Source organism: Bradyrhizobium ingae (genome assembly GCF_055791185.1).
In genome coordinates this window covers 82190-99022 of sequence record NZ_JBVUBB010000028.1, presented here as the reverse complement: position 1 = coordinate 99022, position 16833 = coordinate 82190, and the positions used below count along the sequence as shown (strand labels likewise).

The following is a 16833-nucleotide window of genomic DNA, read 5'->3' as shown; positions in this document are numbered from 1 at the left end:
GCATCGCACCCGGCCTCGGCTTATTTGTCACCTGCCGGGCCTCGATCCGTGGCCGCGTGCGACTTTTTCCACAATCACGAAGCGACACTTCCGCCATGACCGCTGCCGCGACATCTCATAAGCTTCTGAAGGGTTCTACCGGCGACTGGGAGATGGTCATCGGCATGGAGATCCATGCCCAGGTGACGTCGAACTCAAAACTGTTCTCGGGCGCGTCCACCGCCTTTGGCGGCGAGCCGAACACGCACGTGTCGCTGGTCGACGCGGCGATGCCGGGCATGCTGCCCGTCATCAACGAGCAGTGTGTCAGGCAGGCTGTCCGGACCGGGCTCGGTCTCAACGCAAAGATCAATCTGCGTTCGGTGTTCGACCGGAAAAACTATTTCTATCCCGACCTGCCGCAGGGCTATCAGATCAGCCAGTACAAGTCGCCGGTCGTCGGCGAGGGCGAGGTGCTGGTCGAGCTCGACGGCGGCCGCAGCGTCACCGTCGGCATCGAGCGGCTGCATCTCGAGCAGGACGCCGGCAAGCTGCTGCACGACCAATCGCCGACGATGTCCTATGTCGATCTCAATCGCTCCGGCGTGGCGCTGATGGAGATCGTGTCAAAACCGGACATCCGCGACGCCGAGCAGGCCAAAGCCTATGTGACCAAGCTGCGCTCGATCCTGCGCTATCTCGGCACCTGCGACGGCGACATGGAGAAGGGAAGCCTGCGCGCCGACGTCAACGTTTCGGTGCGTCGTCCCGGCGGGCCGCTCGGCACCCGCTGCGAGATCAAGAACATGAACTCGATCAACTTCATTGGGCAAGCGATCGAGTACGAAGCGCGGCGCCAGATCGAGATCCTCGAGGACGGCGGCGAAATCGACCAGGAGACGCGGCTCTACGACCCCAACAAGGGCGAGACGCGCTCGATGCGATCGAAGGAAGAGGCGCACGATTACCGCTACTTCCCCGACCCCGATCTGTTGCCGCTCGAGTTCTCGCAAGGCTTCGTGGACGAGCTGAAGGCGGAGCTGCCCGAGCTGCCGGATCAGAAGAAGACGCGCTTCGTCGCCGACTTTGGCCTGTCGGCCTATGATGCAAGTGTCCTCGTCGCCGAGCGCGAGAGCGCGGTGTTCTACGAGACCGTGCTCGACAGGCTCGGTAACCGCGCGCGCGACGGCAAGATGGCGGCGAACTGGGTGATCAACGAGCTGTTCGGCCGTCTCAACAAGGAAGGCCGGGACATTACGGACTCGCCCGTGACGTCCGACCAGCTCGCTGCGATCATCGACCTGATCGGGGAGGGCACGATCAGCGGCAAGATTGCCAAGGATCTGTTCGAGATCGTCTGGCAGGAGGGCGGCGATCCGCGCGCGCTCGTCGAAGGCCGCGGTATGAAGCAGGTGACCGACCTCTCGGCGATCGAGAAGGTGGTCGACGACATCATCGCGGCCAATCCCGACAAGGCCGCGCAGGTCAAGGACAAGCCGCAGTCGCTCGGCTGGTTCGTCGGCCAGGTGATGAAGGCGTCCGGCGGCAAGGCCAACCCGCAGAGCGTCAACGACCTGCTCAAGTCCAAGCTCGGCGTCTAACGTGTTGCGGTGACGGCGCGTGCCGTCACCGCGATCTGCCTCTGCGCATCGGTCGCGCGCACGCGGCGACATCAACGTCACCTCGATCGCGCCGTCCAGGCTCAACCGAATCGCCGTCTTCGATTCGCGCAAAACGACGGCTTCGAGTACGCTCCGGCGAGCGATCGCGCCGTTAAGCATGAAAATATTTTCGTTGCCAAAATTCGCGACTCAGAGTCCGCGAAACGCACTTCGTGCACCTTCGAACAAGACGCAACGCGCGACGTCGCGTCGATCGCGCGCAACGCGCGAATGCGGAATGGGCTTGCAGCATAGGGTTTTCTTGCAATCGATGCTTCCGACGGCGTCGATGCGGCGGGCACTTTTTGCATAGACGATCGAACGACTCGCCGAGCGCGTGCACGAAGCGCGGAGTACTTGCGCGCTTTGCTGCGTCAACACTTCCTTAAGCGAGAAGATGTTTTTTTCGCCGTGTTGGTGTATTCGGGATGAAGTGCATTCGATCCCCGAATGCACGCAGCGATTAAAGCCATCTCACACATCGGAGGGCAACATGGCCAAGAAAGCGAAGAAGGCGAAGAAGGCGAAGAGCGCAGTGAAGAAGACTGCGAAGAAGACCCGCAAGGTCGCGAAGAAGAAGAAGTAACTTCGCTTCTGAAGTCGCCGGCCTCTCTGACGGCCGGCACGTCATCAGCGCCTTCTGCGATCTGGTTTGCCTCCAGCAGGGCAGGTCTCAGTCAACAGGGCTCTGATCGGCGATAGAGGGTGTCGGCGAGACATCAGGTCAACGGTCGGATCATCCTTCCTTGCCGAGCTAGCTCGTCAAGGACCGGTCCGGCAGAAGAAACGAGTTTTCTTCGTTCGGTGCGGCTGGCCCTAATCGGCTCCGCAATTTCATGAGTAGCCTCGCGGCCAAAATGAAATCTGGTCCTGACGTGTTCGCCGACGCCCTCGTTCGAGTAGCCGGGATCCTCGCCGGCATTTTCATTCCCCAAGATTTGAAAACGAGACGTGGCAGCGTAGCCGAACAGGCTCGCGATGGCTGCGGCCACACTCCGGCGTCATAGCCCGGCTCGACCGGACGATCCGGTATTGCAGAGGCAGAAGCCGCCGCGTACTGGTAGATTCCCCGTCTTCGCGGGGAATGACAGCTCAGAGTGCGGCTGCGATCGTGCCTATCTCACCACTCGCGATGGTTATCATCGTCCGAAGATCCGAACGGTAAACCAAATCTGACGGATCGCCGAAGTGCTTGTGAGTCGAAGACTTTTTCCATTTTCGCGGCCGCCCTGCGTGGCCCCTCGTTTACGTCCCCTTCATCGCGATACTTAAACTGCCATTCAAATTTGCTCGCCAAGATCGCCCTCAACAAGCCGGCAAGAACGGCATGGGGACGAGTTGAACAGTTTGGACGGGAGCCGCGCTCGGGGGAACGAGGCGGCACAACAATAAAGGGGATGCGACATGTTTCAGGGGACTTTCGATCTGGAGACCGCGACGCCGGTCGACGCGAGCGCGCTGTCGGACGTGCTGTTCGAGCGGGGCATGTATTGGGCGAGCGGCCGCTCCGGCCTCGTCGATCTCATTGCCGCGCACAAATGGTTCAACCTGGCGGCGCTGAAGGGTCGCAAGGACGCGATTGCCCATCGCCAGGAACTCGCGGCGCAGATGTCGGATGTCGAGATCGCGGCCGCGCAGCGCGAGGCGCGGGCCTGGGTCACCATGCACTGAGCCGTTCACCTCGCCTCGGGGAATCGAACCTTGGCCGATCGGCGCGATTGCGCCGAGGCGCCCCCATGATGAGATTTAGACGGCAAACGAGGCCGGCGCTTCGCCGGCGCGATGCCGGCGCCACATTTCATCGAAGGCCTTTTCGACGTGTCGCGTCATGCGGGCAGTGTCGAAGAGAGGCCGAGTGGACCGTTGCGTCGCAAGCTTGGTCTTGAGGGCGGTTCGAAGTTCGGAATCGTGCGCGATCCGAAGCGCTAAATTCTCATATTCGTCCAGCGATCGCGTCACCAGCTCGGGAAGGCCGACGGCATTCAGGATGCTGGCGGCAACACGTCCCGCAAAGGCGGTGCCGAGGCAGGTCAGGACCGGCAGGCCGGCCCAAAGGGCGTCGCTGGCTGCGGTATGAGAGTTATAGGGTAGTGTGTCCAGGAACAGGTCGGCGAGCTGATGGCGCGCCAAATGTTCGTCGGCAGGGACGAGTGGGGCGAACACGATCCTCTCGGCGGCGATGCCCCGCGCAACGGCCTCGCGTCGCAGGTTCTCCCTGGCAATCGGGTCCCCATCAAGCAGCCAAAGGACGCTGCGGGAGGTCTTGGTCAGCAGCCTCATCCAGACATCGAACAGCGGGGGCGTGATCTTGGACGTTCTGTTGAACGCGCAGTAGACGAATGCATTGTCCGGCAGTCCGACCTCGCTCCGGGCCGGTACATTTGACCGGATCGGCCGCCTCGCGTCGGTCGCCTGATAGGTGTCGGGGAGATAGATCACCTTCTCGGCGTAATGCTGCTGTTCGCTTTCAGGGATGACGATCCGGTCGGCCATGACGTAGTCGATGTAGGACGCGCCCATCGTGCCGGGAAAGCCGAGATAGTTGACCTGGATGGGAGCCGCCCGGTGCGCAAGGATTTTCGGCCGCGCGCCGGCTGTAAAGCCTCCGAGATCGACGAGGACCTCGATGTCGAGCCGGCGGATCAGCTTGACCACGTCCTCGTCGGCAAGATGGCTGACGTCTTCGAAGTGTTCGAATGCTGCCTTCAGGCGGTCGCGCATCTCGCTGCGGTCATCCGGTCCGTAGGAGATGGCGCTGACCTCGAAGCGCTCGCGGTCGTGCTCCTCGAAAAGTCCGGCCATCAAATGCGCAACGGCGTGATTGCGAAAATCGGCAGACAGGTACGCGACGCGCAGCCGGGAAACCGGTGACGGCGTTTTGGGTATCGCGGCACCTCGGTCCGGGGCAACGTGGGCGACATAGCTCTTCGCACAGGTCAATTGGTGTGCGGGAGACGACGAGGTGTGAAAGAAGGTGAAGGGGTCGATTACCGCGCCGGATTCGACGGCCTCGTCCAGGGCGGCCTGTTCACCTTCGAAACTGCGCCAGTCGGCACGCTTTCGCCTGGAAGCAACGAGATTGCTCAACGCGAATGGGAAGGCCTTGTTTAGTGCGACCGTTCTTTCGAGCGCTGCGATCGCTTCGTCGTGTCGACCCATTTGGGTGAGGACCTCAGACAAGACGAAATGGTACTGTGGATTCGACGGTGCAAGCTCGACAGCGCTTTGGTAACTGTCATGCGCTTCGTCAAGCTGACCGAGCTGCCGGAGCGCGCTGCCCCGGTTTGCGAACGCTGCGCTCGATGGCGCGATCGCAATGGCGCGATCGAATTCCGCGATGGCGCCATGAAGCTCCTGCCGTGCCAGCAGGATCGCTCCGCGATTGAGATGCGCATCGGCGAAGTTCGGCGACAGGGCAACTACCTTCGCAAGCCAGGCGAGCGCGTCGTCGGTCTTGTCCAATGTGCGCAGCACGTTGGCATAGTTGAAAAGAACGTCGGGATTGCCGGGGTCGACGCGAGCAGCCTTCTTGAGCAACGGCTCGGCGTCCGCGAAATTGCCGCGCTGGGCGTGCAACAGCCCCAGCATATGGAGTGCGACGGGATGCGTTTTGCTTCCCCGCAGGACGGTCGTGTAACCCCGTTCCGCATCCGACAGCTTGCCCGAACGGTGCGCCGCAATTGCCTGGTCCAGAATGGCCGACGGGCGGAGTGAGGAGGGGACCGATGCTCCCTTGTTGCGGCTTTGCTGCGACATGGGATTGGATCTGTGCTTTGGCGAACTGGTGCAAAAACTCTAGTCGCCTTTGCGGCAGAGAACAACGGCCGCGCCATTCGCGCCTCAAGGCACGAAACTATCACGCTCGTGCCGAAATTTTGCACGCGACAATATCGACGCCCGAGATCGCGGCCGCGCAGCATGAAGGCGCGGGACTGGGTTACCGCGCACTGACCGGGAACCGAGCTTTGGCCGATCGGCGCGATTGCGCCGATGCGCCCCCATGATGAGATTTAGACGGCAAACGAGGCCGGCGCTTCGCCAGCACGGTGCCGGCGCCACATTTCATCGAAGGCCTTTTCGACGTGTCGCGTCATGCGAGCAGTGTCGAAGAGAGGCCGAGTGGACCGTTGCGTCGCCAGCTTGGTCTCGAGGGCGGTTCGAAGTTCGGAATCGTGTGCGATCCGAAGCGCTAAATTCTCATATTCGTTCAGCGATCGCGTCACCAGCTCGGGAAGGCCGACAGCATTCAGGAGGCTGGCTGCAACACGTCCCGCAAAGGCGGTGCCGAGGCAGGTCAGGACCGGCAAGCCAGCCCAAAGGGCGTCGCTAGCCGAGGTATGGGCGTTGTAGGGCAGGGTATCCAGGAACAGATCGGCGAGCTGGTGGCGCGCCAAGTGTTCGTCGGCAGGGACGAGTGGGGCGAACACGATCCTCTCGGCGGCGATGCCGCGCGCACCGGCTTCACGCCTCAGATTCTCCCTGGCGATCGGGTCCCAATCAAGCAGCCAAAGGACGCTGCCGGCGGTCTTGGTCAGCAGCCTCATCCAGACATCGAACAGCGGGGGCGTGATCTTGGATGTTCTGTTGAACGCGCAGTAGACGAATGCATCGTCCGGCAGTCCGACCTCGCTCCGGGCAGGTACATTTGGCAGGAGCGGTCGCCTCGCGTCGGTCGCCTGATAGGTGTCGGGGAGATAGATCACCTTCTCGGCGTAATACTTTTGCTCTCCTTCAGGGATGACGATCCGATCGGCCACGACGTAGTCGATATATGACGCGCCCATCGTGCCGGGAAAGCCGAGATAGTTGACCTGAATGGGAGCCGCCCGGCGCGCAAGGATTTTCGGCCGCGCACCGGCGGTGAAGCCTCCGAGATCGACGAGGACCTCGATGTCGAGCTGGCGTATCAGCTTGATCACGTCCTCGTCGGCAAGATGGCTGACGTCTTCAAAGCGTTCGAATGCTGCCTTCAGGCGATCGCGCATCTTGCTGCGGTCATCCGGTCCGTAGGAGATGGCGCTGACGTCGAAGCGGTCGCGGTCGTGCGCCTCGAACAGTCCGGCCATCAAATTCGCGGTGGCGTGATTGCGAAAATCGGCAGACAGGTACGCGACCCGCAGCCTGGAAACCGGCGACGGCGTTCCGGGTCTCGCGGCACCTCGCTCCGGGGCGACGTTCGCGACAAATGTCTTCGCGCAGGTCAATTGGTGAGCGGGAGACGACGAGGCATGAATGAAGGTGAGGGGGTCGATCGCCACGCCGGATTCGGCGGCCTCGTCCAGGGCGGCCTGTTCACGTTCGAAACTGCGCCAGTCGGCACGGCTCCGCCTGGAATTAACGAGCTTGCTCAACGCGAACGGGAAGGCCTTGTTCAGTGCGACCGTTCTTTCGAGCGCTGCGATCGCTTCGTCGTGTCGACCCATTTGGGTGAGGACCTCAGACAAGACGAAATGGTACTGTGGATTCGACGGTGCAAGCTCGACAGCGCGTTGGTAGCTGTCGTGCGCTTCATCATGCTGACCGAGCTGCTGGAGCGCACTGCCTCGGTTTACGAACGCTGCGCTCGATGGCGCGATCGCAATGGCGCGATCGAATTCCGCGATGGCGCCTTGAAGCTCCTGTCGTGCCAGCAGGATCGCTCCGCGATTGAGATGCGCATCGGCGAAGTTCGGCGACAGGGCAATTACCTTTGCAAGCCAGGCGAGCGCATCGTCTGTCTTGTCCAATGCACGCAGCACGTTGGCATAGTTGAAAAGTACGTCGGGATTGCCGGGGTCGGCGCGGGCAGCCTTCTTGAGCAACGGCTCGGCGTCCGCGAAATTGCCGCGCTGGGCGTGCAACAGCCCCAGCATATGGAGTGCGACGGGATGCGTTCTGCTTCCCCGCAGGACGGTCATGTAGGCTCGTTCCGCATCCGACAGCTGGCCCGAACGGTGCGCCGCAATTGCCTGGTCCAGAATGGCCGACGGGCGGAGTGAGGAGGGGGCCGAAGCTCCCTTGTTGCGGCTTTGCTGCGACATGTGATGGGGTTTCTGGACCGATGACGGGTCTGTGCTTCGGCGAACGGGTGCCAAACCTCTAGTCGCTTTTGCGGTAAAGGACAACCGCTGCGCCGTTCGCGCTTCAAGGCCCGAAGCTAACGCGCGCGACGGCCGGCGACGGCCAGCCGGCGCTCCGGTCGTCGGCCAGGCCCGAGCCCTGCGTGGCTTCCGTCGATGTCAAAGCTTTCATGTGTAAAGAAACCCGCCAGCCGCAATTCTGCCGCTTGCGGCCCGCCGCCGGGTCGGGCATACCCGGCATCACTGGAGACGTGGCCGAGTGGCTGAAGGCGGCGGTTTGCTAAACCGTTATAGGCTTGTAAAGGCCTATCGAGGGTTCGAATCCCTCCGTCTCCGCCAGCCGTGAAGTCTGGCGCGCGCTTCCAATCCCCGCACAATATAAAGGCTGGCATCAGAGGCTGGCGGTTCGCCCCTCACGCTGAATCGCGCCGGGCGCGGTGGTCCGCAGAATCGGCGTCGTCTCGTCAAAGGCGGTGTCTCCAGCGGTCTCCAGGCGCGCTGGCGCGATCATCCAGCATTCTTCCGATTCTGCTGCCGATTCCTCGATTCGAGCGCCTCGCAAGAGCGTCACAGGAGAGAGGGCGCGCGCGCCACTTCAAGGCAGGAATTTTGACGGCGTTTGGAACCGTCTCGAAAAGAATATGGAAAACAATTACTTACAAATGCGGCGCGATCACATCTGCGTGCTTTTTGTGCAACACCCGTCGGAAAACGCGCTTTGTAGGGCCGGTTCGGAGCGTTCTTTTGTTGTGTGTGCAAGGACGTTCGGTAATTGTGATCGAGCGACGGAGGGGGGCATCCCAAGGTCGTCCCGTTTAGGTCTTTCGCTTAAGTCCCTCGCGTTCATGCGGGTGTGTCCGAAGGCGCGGAGAGGCTCTAGCGGTGATTTAGAACGGGAATGGGGAATTGGCCGTCCGGTCAGTGACCTTCCCTGAAGAGCAACTTGGAGGTTTAACATGAAGTTGGTTAAGAGCCTTTTGCTCGGCTCAGCGGCGGGTCTGATCGCCGTGGGCGGAGCGCAGGCAGCCGATCTCCCCGTAAAGGCCAAGGCGGTCGAATACGTGAAGATCTGCTCCCTGTACGGTGCCGGTTTCTACTACATGCCGGGCACTGACACCTGCATCAAGTTCGGCGGCTATCTGCGCGCCGATGCCTGGGCCCTCGGTGGCGACTATGGTTTCGCGCAAGGCGCGAACCAGGGTTCGAACAACCGTCTGACGAACTACTGGGGCGGCCGCGCTCGTATGGACTTCACGGTCGATACCCGCACGGCGACCGAGTATGGCGTGGTTCGCACCTACGCCGATATGGTCTTCAGCTGGGATACGACCGCGGTCACCGGCAGCAACCCGTCGACGTTCTCGACCGGTTCGGCCTCGCTCGGCCTCTACCACGCGTTCATCCAGTTCGCCGGCTTCACCTTCGGCCGTACGGTCTCGATCTTCGACGCTCCGTGGCAGAGCTATCCGGCTGGCGGTCCCGATACCATTCCGGGCGGTTCCAACCACGTCACCGGCGTGAACCAGGTTGCCTACACGGCTGATTTCGGCCAGGGCATCACCGGTTCGATCGCGGTGCAGGATGAGACGACCTCGGCCAACGGCCAGTCGAACCTCTGGAACGTCAACGGCTTCACCTCGGCGTCTGCCGCTGCCGCTGCGTTCGTGCAGGGCCAGTATGGCAACAACGATTGGGGTGGAACGCGCGTTCCCGACATCGTCGGTGCGGTTCGCGTCGATCAGGCCTGGGGTCTGGCTCAGATCTCGGTCGCGGCGCATGACATGCATCCCGCGTACTACGGCGCCACTGAACTCACCGGTCACCCCGGCGACAAGTGGGGCTGGGCTGTCCAGGGTTCGTTGTCGATCAAGAACATCCCGACTGGTCCGGGCGACTCGATCAACATGCAGGCCGTCTACACGGATGGTGCAAGCCGCTACAACTTCCAGAGCCTGTTCCCGCAGAGCTTCTTCATGTTCAGCGGCACCGGTCTGGCTGGCGCGTATCAGAGCGTCGGTATCGCCGGCATTGCTGACGGCGTCTTCGGCCTCGGCGGTGGCATCGACACCGTCAAGACCTGGGGCTTCCGCGGTGGCTACACCCACAACTGGAACCCGAACTGGGCGAGCGCCATCTACGGTGGCTATGCTCAGCTGAAGTACGGCGATACGGGCAAGGCCCTGATCTGCACGAACTTCGCGGCAATCGCCGTGGCCGGTTCGACCTGTAACCCGGACTTCAACTTCGCGGTTATCGGTGTCAACACCGTGTGGACCCCGGTCAAGAACCTGGCCTTCACGGCTGACGTGAACTGGACCCATCTGGACCAGAAGTACTCCGGCGCCATCGCGAGCCCGGGCATTGCGGCCGCCGCCAAGCCGGCAGCCGTGTATGAGCTGAAGGACCAGAACTCGGTCAGCTTGCTCCTCCGCGCTCAGCGCAACTTCTGATATCATTCGTCTGACGACGGATGTAACAGGACCCCCGGCGGGAAACCGCCGGGGGTTTTGCTTTTTTGGGCCGTTGCACTATCCGTTCGGTCGAACGGATACCTGAAGTATTGGCCCGTGCCTCCAAGCAGGACGGCCTGCATGGTGCCGAAACGTGAGTGCTGAGAGGGTGCTTCCCCCGCAATGAAAAACGTCGCAGCAATCTTCAACGAAGCGCTCTCGGCGCTCAACGCCCGCAATTTCAAAAAGGCCGAGGAAGGATTCCGGCGCGTCATCAAGTTCGAGCCGTCGCATGTTCCCTCGCTCAACCTGCTCACCGTGGTTCTCATGAACGCTAGCCGGTTCGCCGAGGCCGAGCCGCTCATCGCGCGAGCGGTCAAGCTCAATCAGGGCTCCGATGTTTCCTTCTACAACTACGGACTGATCGCAAAGCAGCTCAACAAGCCCCGGGTGGCCTATGAGCAGTTCACGAAAGCTCTGCAGATCAATCCAAATGTGCGGGAGAGCTGGAATAACCGCGGTGCAGTCTGCAATGATCTGGGGGACTATGAAGCGGCATTGTCCGACTTCGACAGATCGATAGCCCTCGATCGGAATTACGCCGAGCCGCATGCGAACAAGGGCAAATCACTGCTCGAGCTCGGTCGTTACGAACAGGCTTTGGCGACCTGCGAGAGGGCGCTTTCCATAAGGCCCGACCTGACCGAAGCCTGGATCGGTTGCGGCACCGCGCTGGCACGCCTCAAGCGACACGATGATGCCCTTATTGCCTTTGACAGGGCACTTTCCATGAGGCCTGACCTGACTGAGGCCTGGCTCGGTCGAGCAAATGTTCTGAACGAAGTCAGGCGCCATGCGGACGCGCTTGCCGCGTATGACAGGGTGCTGGGCATCGCGGCGGACTCGGCCGCTGCCTGGCTTGGGCGGGGCAATGCCTTCACGGATCTCAAACGTTATGACGAGGCGCTCTCGGCCTATGAGAAAACTCTCTCGATCAAGCCGGACTCCGTAGAGGCCCTGATTGGCCGCGGAAATGTTTTCACCGGCCTCAAGCGCTATGAAGAAGCTCTGGCCATCTATGAGAAGGCACTCGCCATCAAATCCGACTTGGCCGGATCATGGCTCGGTCGAGGCAATGTCTTCATTGAGCTGCGCCGCCATGACGACGCGCTGGCTGCTTACGAGAAGGCAATCTCCATCACGCCCGATTTGGCGGAAGCCTGGCTTGGCCGAGGTAATCTGTTTGCCGACCTGAAGCGATATAAGGAAGCGGTCGAAAGCTATGACAAGGCATTGTCCCTCAAGCCCTACCTGGCGGAAGCCTGGTTTGGACGAGGGAACGTATTCGCTGATCTTCGTCGTCATGACGAAGCATTCGCGGCCTTCGACAAGGCGTTTGCGTTGGATCGCGACTTGCCGGGCATTGAAGGTGCAAGGCTTTATGCGAAGCTCAATTGCTGCAACTGGGCGAACCTGGAAGCCGAAAAGACGCGCATGATCGAGGCCATTCGCGCAGGAGAGGGGGGCTGTCAGCCCTTTGCGTTGCTCTCGATTGCCGAATTGTCGGAAGATCAACGTCGAAGTGCAGACTTTTGGATCGGCAGGCTCCTTCGTATCACCCCGCGCGAGCAATCGGATGCTGTTCCGGCGCAGGCCGACAAGATTCGAGTGGGCTATTTGTCGGCAGATTTTCGTGCCCATCCGGTCAGCTATCTGGCCGCGGGTCTCTTCGAGGCCCACGACCGCGGCCGATTTGAAACGCATGCGTTTTCGATCGGACCGGCCGACGACAGCGACGTGCGTGCGCGGCTCGAGGTCGCTTTCGACCAATTCAACGACCTCCATGCGTGCAGCGATGATGAGATCATCGGCCGCATCAAGGCGGCCAGGATCGATATTCTGGTCGATTTGATGGGACACACGTTGGGAGCGCGGCTCGGCGTTCTGGCACAGCGGCCCGCCCCCATTCTCGTAAACTATCTCGGATTTGCGGGTACCGCTGGCGATGGATTGCTGGACTACGTGATCGCGGACGCAACAGTCATCCCGGCAGAAGACCGAAGGCAGTTTTCGGAGAAGGTTGTCTACCTGCCTCATTGTTTCATGCCTCACGACGCCAAACAACGAGAGGTATCGTCTGTCGCAGTGGACAGACGAGAGCAGGGGCTGCCGGCTGACGGCTTCGTCTTTTGCTGCTTCAACAACGCCTACAAGCTCAATCCAGCGACGTTCCGGAGCTGGATGCGTATTCTGAAAAGAGTTGAGGGATCCGTTGTCTGGCTTTCTGGTGCTCCAGAGGTCGTGCAAAACAATTTGAGAAGAGAAGCCGAAGCCAGCGGTGTTGATCCTGATCGTCTGGTCTTTGCGACGCGCGTCGCATCGACCGCCGATCATTTGGCGAGACATCGGCTGGCAGGGCTTTTCCTCGACGCGCTGCCCTATAACGCGCACACCACGGCGAGCGACGCCCTCTGGGCTGGTCTGCCGCTGCTGACGCTGATGGGGCAAGCGTTTGCTGGGCGGGTTGCGGCAAGTCTGCTCACAGGGTTAGGAATTCCCGAACTGATCACGCGGTCCCGTGAAGAGTACGAGGAACGCGCGGTAGAATTGGCTCTTGATCCGCAGAAGCTGCGAGGCATCAAAGAAAGGCTTGAGGCTCGCCGCCTCACGACACCGGTGTTCGACACGCCTTTGTTCGCGCGACATATGGAGGCGGCCTTCGAAGCCATGTATCGGCGGTATCAGACTGGACTATCGCCGGACCATATCGAGATTTCGTCGGGGGCTTGACGGGCAGCTGCGCGCCGCAAGCGGCCGGTTGATCTCGCTCCGATTGCGACTAACCGCGCAGGTTTTTCTTTGCGCGTCGCGGCGTATATTGTTTCGGACGAACGGCTCTCTCGCGCGTGACAGCGCGGTATTGGAGTATTCAAGCGTGATCGGCAAAACAATTTCGAAGACAGTGCTGATGGGCGTGCTTGGCGCGGCCGTCATCGCCGGCACTACGATCCTCGCTCCTGTGCCAGCCATGGCTGAACGCTACGATCCCAGATTCCCCGTCTGCCTCCAGAAGTGGGAGTGGGGTGGCAGCAGTACGATGTACTGCAACTATCCGTCCTGGGAGGCGTGCAAGGCGGCGGCGGCTGGATTGTCGGCGATGTGCATGGACAATCCGTACTGGTCGCAGTCGACCACGACGGGTGCTGCGCGGGCTCCCGGCAGGCAAGCTCCGTACCGGACCTGGTGACCAAGGAACGCGCGGGTTGGCCGGCATGGCTCACCAAGCCTCGCCGCGAGCAATCACCTGGGTCCCTTCCATTCCTGGAAGGCGTAGGTGGGATTGAGGCCGCAAGCATCTATCGTGCCCGACGCAGTCGCCATGCATTGGCTGTAAGTGGCAAATTGACAATTGCCTGGATACCCCCAGCGCCGTCCTTGCAGACAATAGCGATCCTGCGCGACCGCCTCGGGTGCCGAATGGGGGCGTTTCTTGGCGTGCGCCGTCGAGCTATCGATCGCGATACCTGACAGGATCAGGGCCATCGATACCAATGCGCAGGTCACGCGAGACATGGCACGCCTCCTGGTCCGCAGCGCCGACCAATTCGACGCGCAGCGCTGCCAATTATATGGCGGTGCCGCCGGCTTGGCAGCTCTCCTTGAACCGCGTCTGGAGAGGCGGAGGGCGGTAAACCACGAAGCCCTCCGCTCATTCTCGTTTCCAGCTTCGATGGGTTATCTTGTGGGTTATCTTGGACGGGAGTACCTGTCCCGCTTCGGACCCGGATGTTGAGATCCGCCTGCGGAGTTGGATGTTCCGCTGCTTGCCGAACTGCCGGTGGTCCCGCTCGTACCCATTCCGCCAGTGTTAGCGCCGCCTCCGGTGCCGCCTGCGCCGGTGCCGGCCGAACCTGTTCCACCAGCACCTCCGGACCCGCCACTCCCGGCCCCTTGAGCTAACGCCGGAGCGATCGACGCGCTGGCAAGCAATGCCGCAACCATCGCCGTGAAGACCTTATTCCGCATGCCGTACTCCTGTTGGTTTGACGGCAGGCTAATGAGTCGCGGACGAACACGTTCCTAAGCGGGCAATGGGAGTTGTCGCCCGCTTGATGCGGTGCCGAATGAAGGGAACAGGCTCAACCCGCGGAGCAGTTATTCGACGCTGCCGGTCGTTCCTCTGCGCAGGTCGGCCTCGATTTGCAGCCGCGTTCCGCCGCCGAAGCGCGCGCGATAAACCTGAAGGTTCTCCATGATGCGCTGCACGTAGTTGCGCGTTTCGGAGAACGGGATCAGCTCCACCCAGTCAACCGCGTCGATCTTGGATTCGCGCGGATCGCCGTAGCGCTCGACCCATTTCTTCACGCTGCCGCGGCCGGCATTATAGGCGGCGAAGGTCATGATGTAGGAGCCGCGGTAGTCCTCCAGCAGGCCGCCGAGCTCGGCCGCGCCAAGCGTAGCGTTGTAGACCGAATCGTTCTTCAGCCGCGACAGGTCGTAGGTCGCGCCGTGCCGCTTGCAGACATAGCGCGCGGCGTCCGGCGTCACCTGCATCAGCCCGTAGGCCTGGGCGGGCGAGACCACCGCCGGATTGAACGCGCTTTCCTGCCGCGCGATCGCGTAGACGATGCTGCGCTCCACCTCGGGCCCGATCTGGCTGAACTGCGGGATGCCGTTGACCGGATAGGCGTAGAAGTCGAAAGGCAGTCCGCGGTTGAGCGCTGCCTTGCCGACCAGCAGCATGCCGCGGGCGTCGCCGTAGCGCTGGGTCAGCTCGCCGAGGCCGGCAAGCGCTTCGGGGTCGCCGTTCTCGCCCATGTCGGCGAGCATCGGGACCGCGATCTCGCGCTCATCGAGCTCGTAGAGCAGTTGCGCCGCGCGCACGATCTCCAGCCGCTCGGCGCTGCGGCCGCGCGGCGCACTGTTGAGCTCGATCTGCGGCAGGCCGAGTTTTGCCCGCGCAAGCTGGCCATAATAGCTCGTCGACTGCTCGGCCGCGCGGGCAAAGGCATTGCGCGCTTCCTGCTGGCGGCCCATGGCTTCCGCCGCGCGGCCCTGCCAATAGCCGGCGCGCGCCAGCGTGGTCGGGTTGACGCTGCCGACGCCGATACGGGCAAAGTGCTGGGCGGCGGCCGCGGGATCGCCCAGGAAGCGCAGCGCGATCCAGCCCGCGGTGAATTCCTGCTCGGTCTTGTAGATGTCGCGCGAGGGCAGGGCGGCATCGCGCGCGATCAGATAGGCACTGCGAAATTCCTCGGTGTCGATCATTTTGCGCGCCAGCAGGCGTCGCTCGATCCACCATTCGTCGAGATTGTAGAGCCGGTTCGGATCCTTCGGCGCCGACAGCATGAGCTGGGCGGCTTCCGCAAACTTCTCCTCGCGGCGCAGGAGCTGGATCTTGCTGAAGACGAAGCCGGGATCGCTGTGCAGCTCGCGCGGCACCTCTTCGAGCAGCGCGCGCGTGTTGGGCGCCTTCTTGAAGGAGGCGATACGGGCCTTGGCGAGCGCGACATAGCCGGCGCCGAGCCGCTTGGCAGCGCGCAGCGCGGCCTCGTGCTCGCTGCCATAGAGCAGCGTGTCCATCCGGGCCTTCTGATCGCCCGGCGTGAGCAGCGCGCCGAACTGGTCGAGCGCGTTGTTCTCCGTCTCTTCCGACATCGGGTCGCTGCGCCAGGCCTCGCGCACGAGGCGCTCGGCATTGGCGCGGTCGCCGCGCGCCAGCATCGCCCTGGCGAGCGAGAAGCGGCCCTTGGCGGAGACCGGGGATTCATTCTCGAACCATGACCAGGCGACTGAATCGTCGCGCCGGTCGTCCCAGAGCGCGGCTTCGAGCCGGCGGCGCAGGAAGGTCTGCGATGGCCAGCTCGGATTGGCGCTGATGAAGGCGCGATAGCGCTCGACGCTGGCGCCATTGTCGTCGCTGCGCAGGATGATCCATTCGGCGAGCTTCCGCGCGACCGGATCCGAGATCGTGGCCGCGTTGTCGGTGGCATCGCCCGGCCTGCGCTTGCGCACGAGCTCGATGACGTTCTCGAGCGTATCCTTGTCGGCCTGCGAGGTCGACGAGGTCGCAGCGACCGCGGCCGGCATGACGGGCTTGCGCGGTGCGGCGTGCTGGCGGGTCGCCGGAGCGAGTACGGGAGCTGCGATCGGTTTGGGGACCGCGGCGGCAGGCCTGACGGTGGCCGTCACGGCCGGCGCGGGTGCGGCCTTGGGGTGAGAGCCGTTGGCGGCCGGCTGTGATTTCGGCGCGGCGGCCGTTGCCGCGGGCTTGGGCTTGTCCTTGCCAGAGTCTTTACCGAGGTCCTTGCCGGCATCCTTGGCCGGCTTCTTCGCGGCGTCCTTGGCGGGAGAGACTGCTGCGCCCTTGCTCGTCCCCTTATTGCTCTCCTTGGCTGCGTCCTTGCCCGTCTCCTTGCCGGTTCCCTTGGTCGATCCTTTGGCGGGTCCCTTCGTGGTATCCTTGGTGTCAGGCTTGGCCGTTTCCTTCACGCCTTCTGCGGTCGTGTCGTTGGATTTGGCCAGGGCGGCGCAGCCGACCGAGAGCCCTGCCATCAGGCACATGATCAGACCAGTGGATCGCCATGCGGCACGGGCGGTGGAGGTCACGGCGTTTCGTCGCCCCGAATCGTTCAAGTGGCTCAAGACCTAGCTGTATTTGATTGAATATGCGGAAAAAATACC

9 protein-coding genes and 1 tRNA gene are annotated in these 16833 nt (G+C 62.3%); 6 read left to right on the top strand and 4 right to left on the bottom strand.

Annotated elements, in window-relative coordinates; genetic code table 11:
• Positions 1-95: 95 nt before the first annotated feature.
• Together gatB and ACV1FX_RS30425 are read left to right on the top strand one after the other, a co-directional pair.
• On the top strand, positions 96-1580 hold the full coding sequence (gene gatB, locus ACV1FX_RS30430) for an Asp-tRNA(Asn)/Glu-tRNA(Gln) amidotransferase subunit GatB (protein ID WP_473121239.1): 1485 nt from the start codon (positions 96-98) through the stop codon (positions 1578-1580).
• A 1464-nt stretch (positions 1581-3044) separates the two neighbouring features.
• Positions 3045-3311, top strand: coding sequence for a hypothetical protein (locus ACV1FX_RS30425; protein WP_473121238.1), 267 nt, complete (start codon positions 3045-3047; stop codon positions 3309-3311).
• Positions 3312-3386: 75 nt separating this feature from the next.
• On the opposite strand, the gene ACV1FX_RS30420 is transcribed toward ACV1FX_RS30425, so the two are convergent.
• Both ACV1FX_RS30420 and ACV1FX_RS30415 read right to left on the bottom strand, forming a co-directional pair.
• A complete protein-coding gene (locus tag ACV1FX_RS30420) occupies positions 3387-5396 on the bottom strand; it encodes a tetratricopeptide repeat protein (protein ID WP_473121237.1) in 2010 nt (669 codons plus the stop codon).
• 254 nt (positions 5397-5650) lie between these two features.
• Positions 5651-7537: an O-linked N-acetylglucosamine transferase, SPINDLY family protein gene (locus ACV1FX_RS30415; protein WP_473121236.1), complete on the bottom strand. Its 1887-nt coding sequence runs from the start codon at positions 7535-7537 to the stop codon at positions 5651-5653.
• A gap of 407 nt (positions 7538-7944) precedes the next feature.
• Here ACV1FX_RS30415 and ACV1FX_RS30410 point away from each other — a divergent pair.
• The 4 genes from ACV1FX_RS30410 to ACV1FX_RS30395 all read left to right on the top strand — a co-directional run bounded on the left by ACV1FX_RS30410 (position 7945) and on the right by ACV1FX_RS30395 (position 13396).
• Positions 7945-8038, top strand: a tRNA-Ser gene (locus tag ACV1FX_RS30410).
• 617 nt (positions 8039-8655) lie between these two features.
• Positions 8656-10149: a porin gene (locus ACV1FX_RS30405; RefSeq protein WP_473121235.1), complete on the top strand. Its 1494-nt coding sequence runs from the start codon at positions 8656-8658 to the stop codon at positions 10147-10149.
• 183 nt (positions 10150-10332) lie between these two features.
• Positions 10333-12939 carry a tetratricopeptide repeat protein gene (locus ACV1FX_RS30400; RefSeq protein WP_473121234.1) on the top strand — a complete coding sequence of 869 codons (2607 nt, stop codon included), beginning with the start codon at positions 10333-10335 and terminating at the stop codon, positions 12937-12939.
• Positions 12940-13084: 145 nt separating this feature from the next.
• Positions 13085-13396, top strand: coding sequence for a DUF3551 domain-containing protein (locus ACV1FX_RS30395; protein WP_473121233.1), 312 nt, complete (start codon positions 13085-13087; stop codon positions 13394-13396).
• Positions 13397-13449: 53 nt separating this feature from the next.
• On the opposite strand, the gene ACV1FX_RS30390 is transcribed toward ACV1FX_RS30395, so the two are convergent.
• Together ACV1FX_RS30390 and ACV1FX_RS30385 are read right to left on the bottom strand one after the other, a co-directional pair.
• The gene (locus ACV1FX_RS30390; protein WP_473121232.1) at positions 13450-13722 is read right to left on the bottom strand and encodes a DUF3551 domain-containing protein; all 273 of its coding nucleotides are present in this window, start codon (positions 13720-13722) and stop codon (positions 13450-13452) included.
• A gap of 582 nt (positions 13723-14304) precedes the next feature.
• The gene (locus ACV1FX_RS30385) at positions 14305-16704 is read right to left on the bottom strand and encodes a lytic transglycosylase domain-containing protein (protein ID WP_473121257.1); all 2400 of its coding nucleotides are present in this window, start codon (positions 16702-16704) and stop codon (positions 14305-14307) included.
• Positions 16705-16833 lie beyond the last annotated feature (129 nt).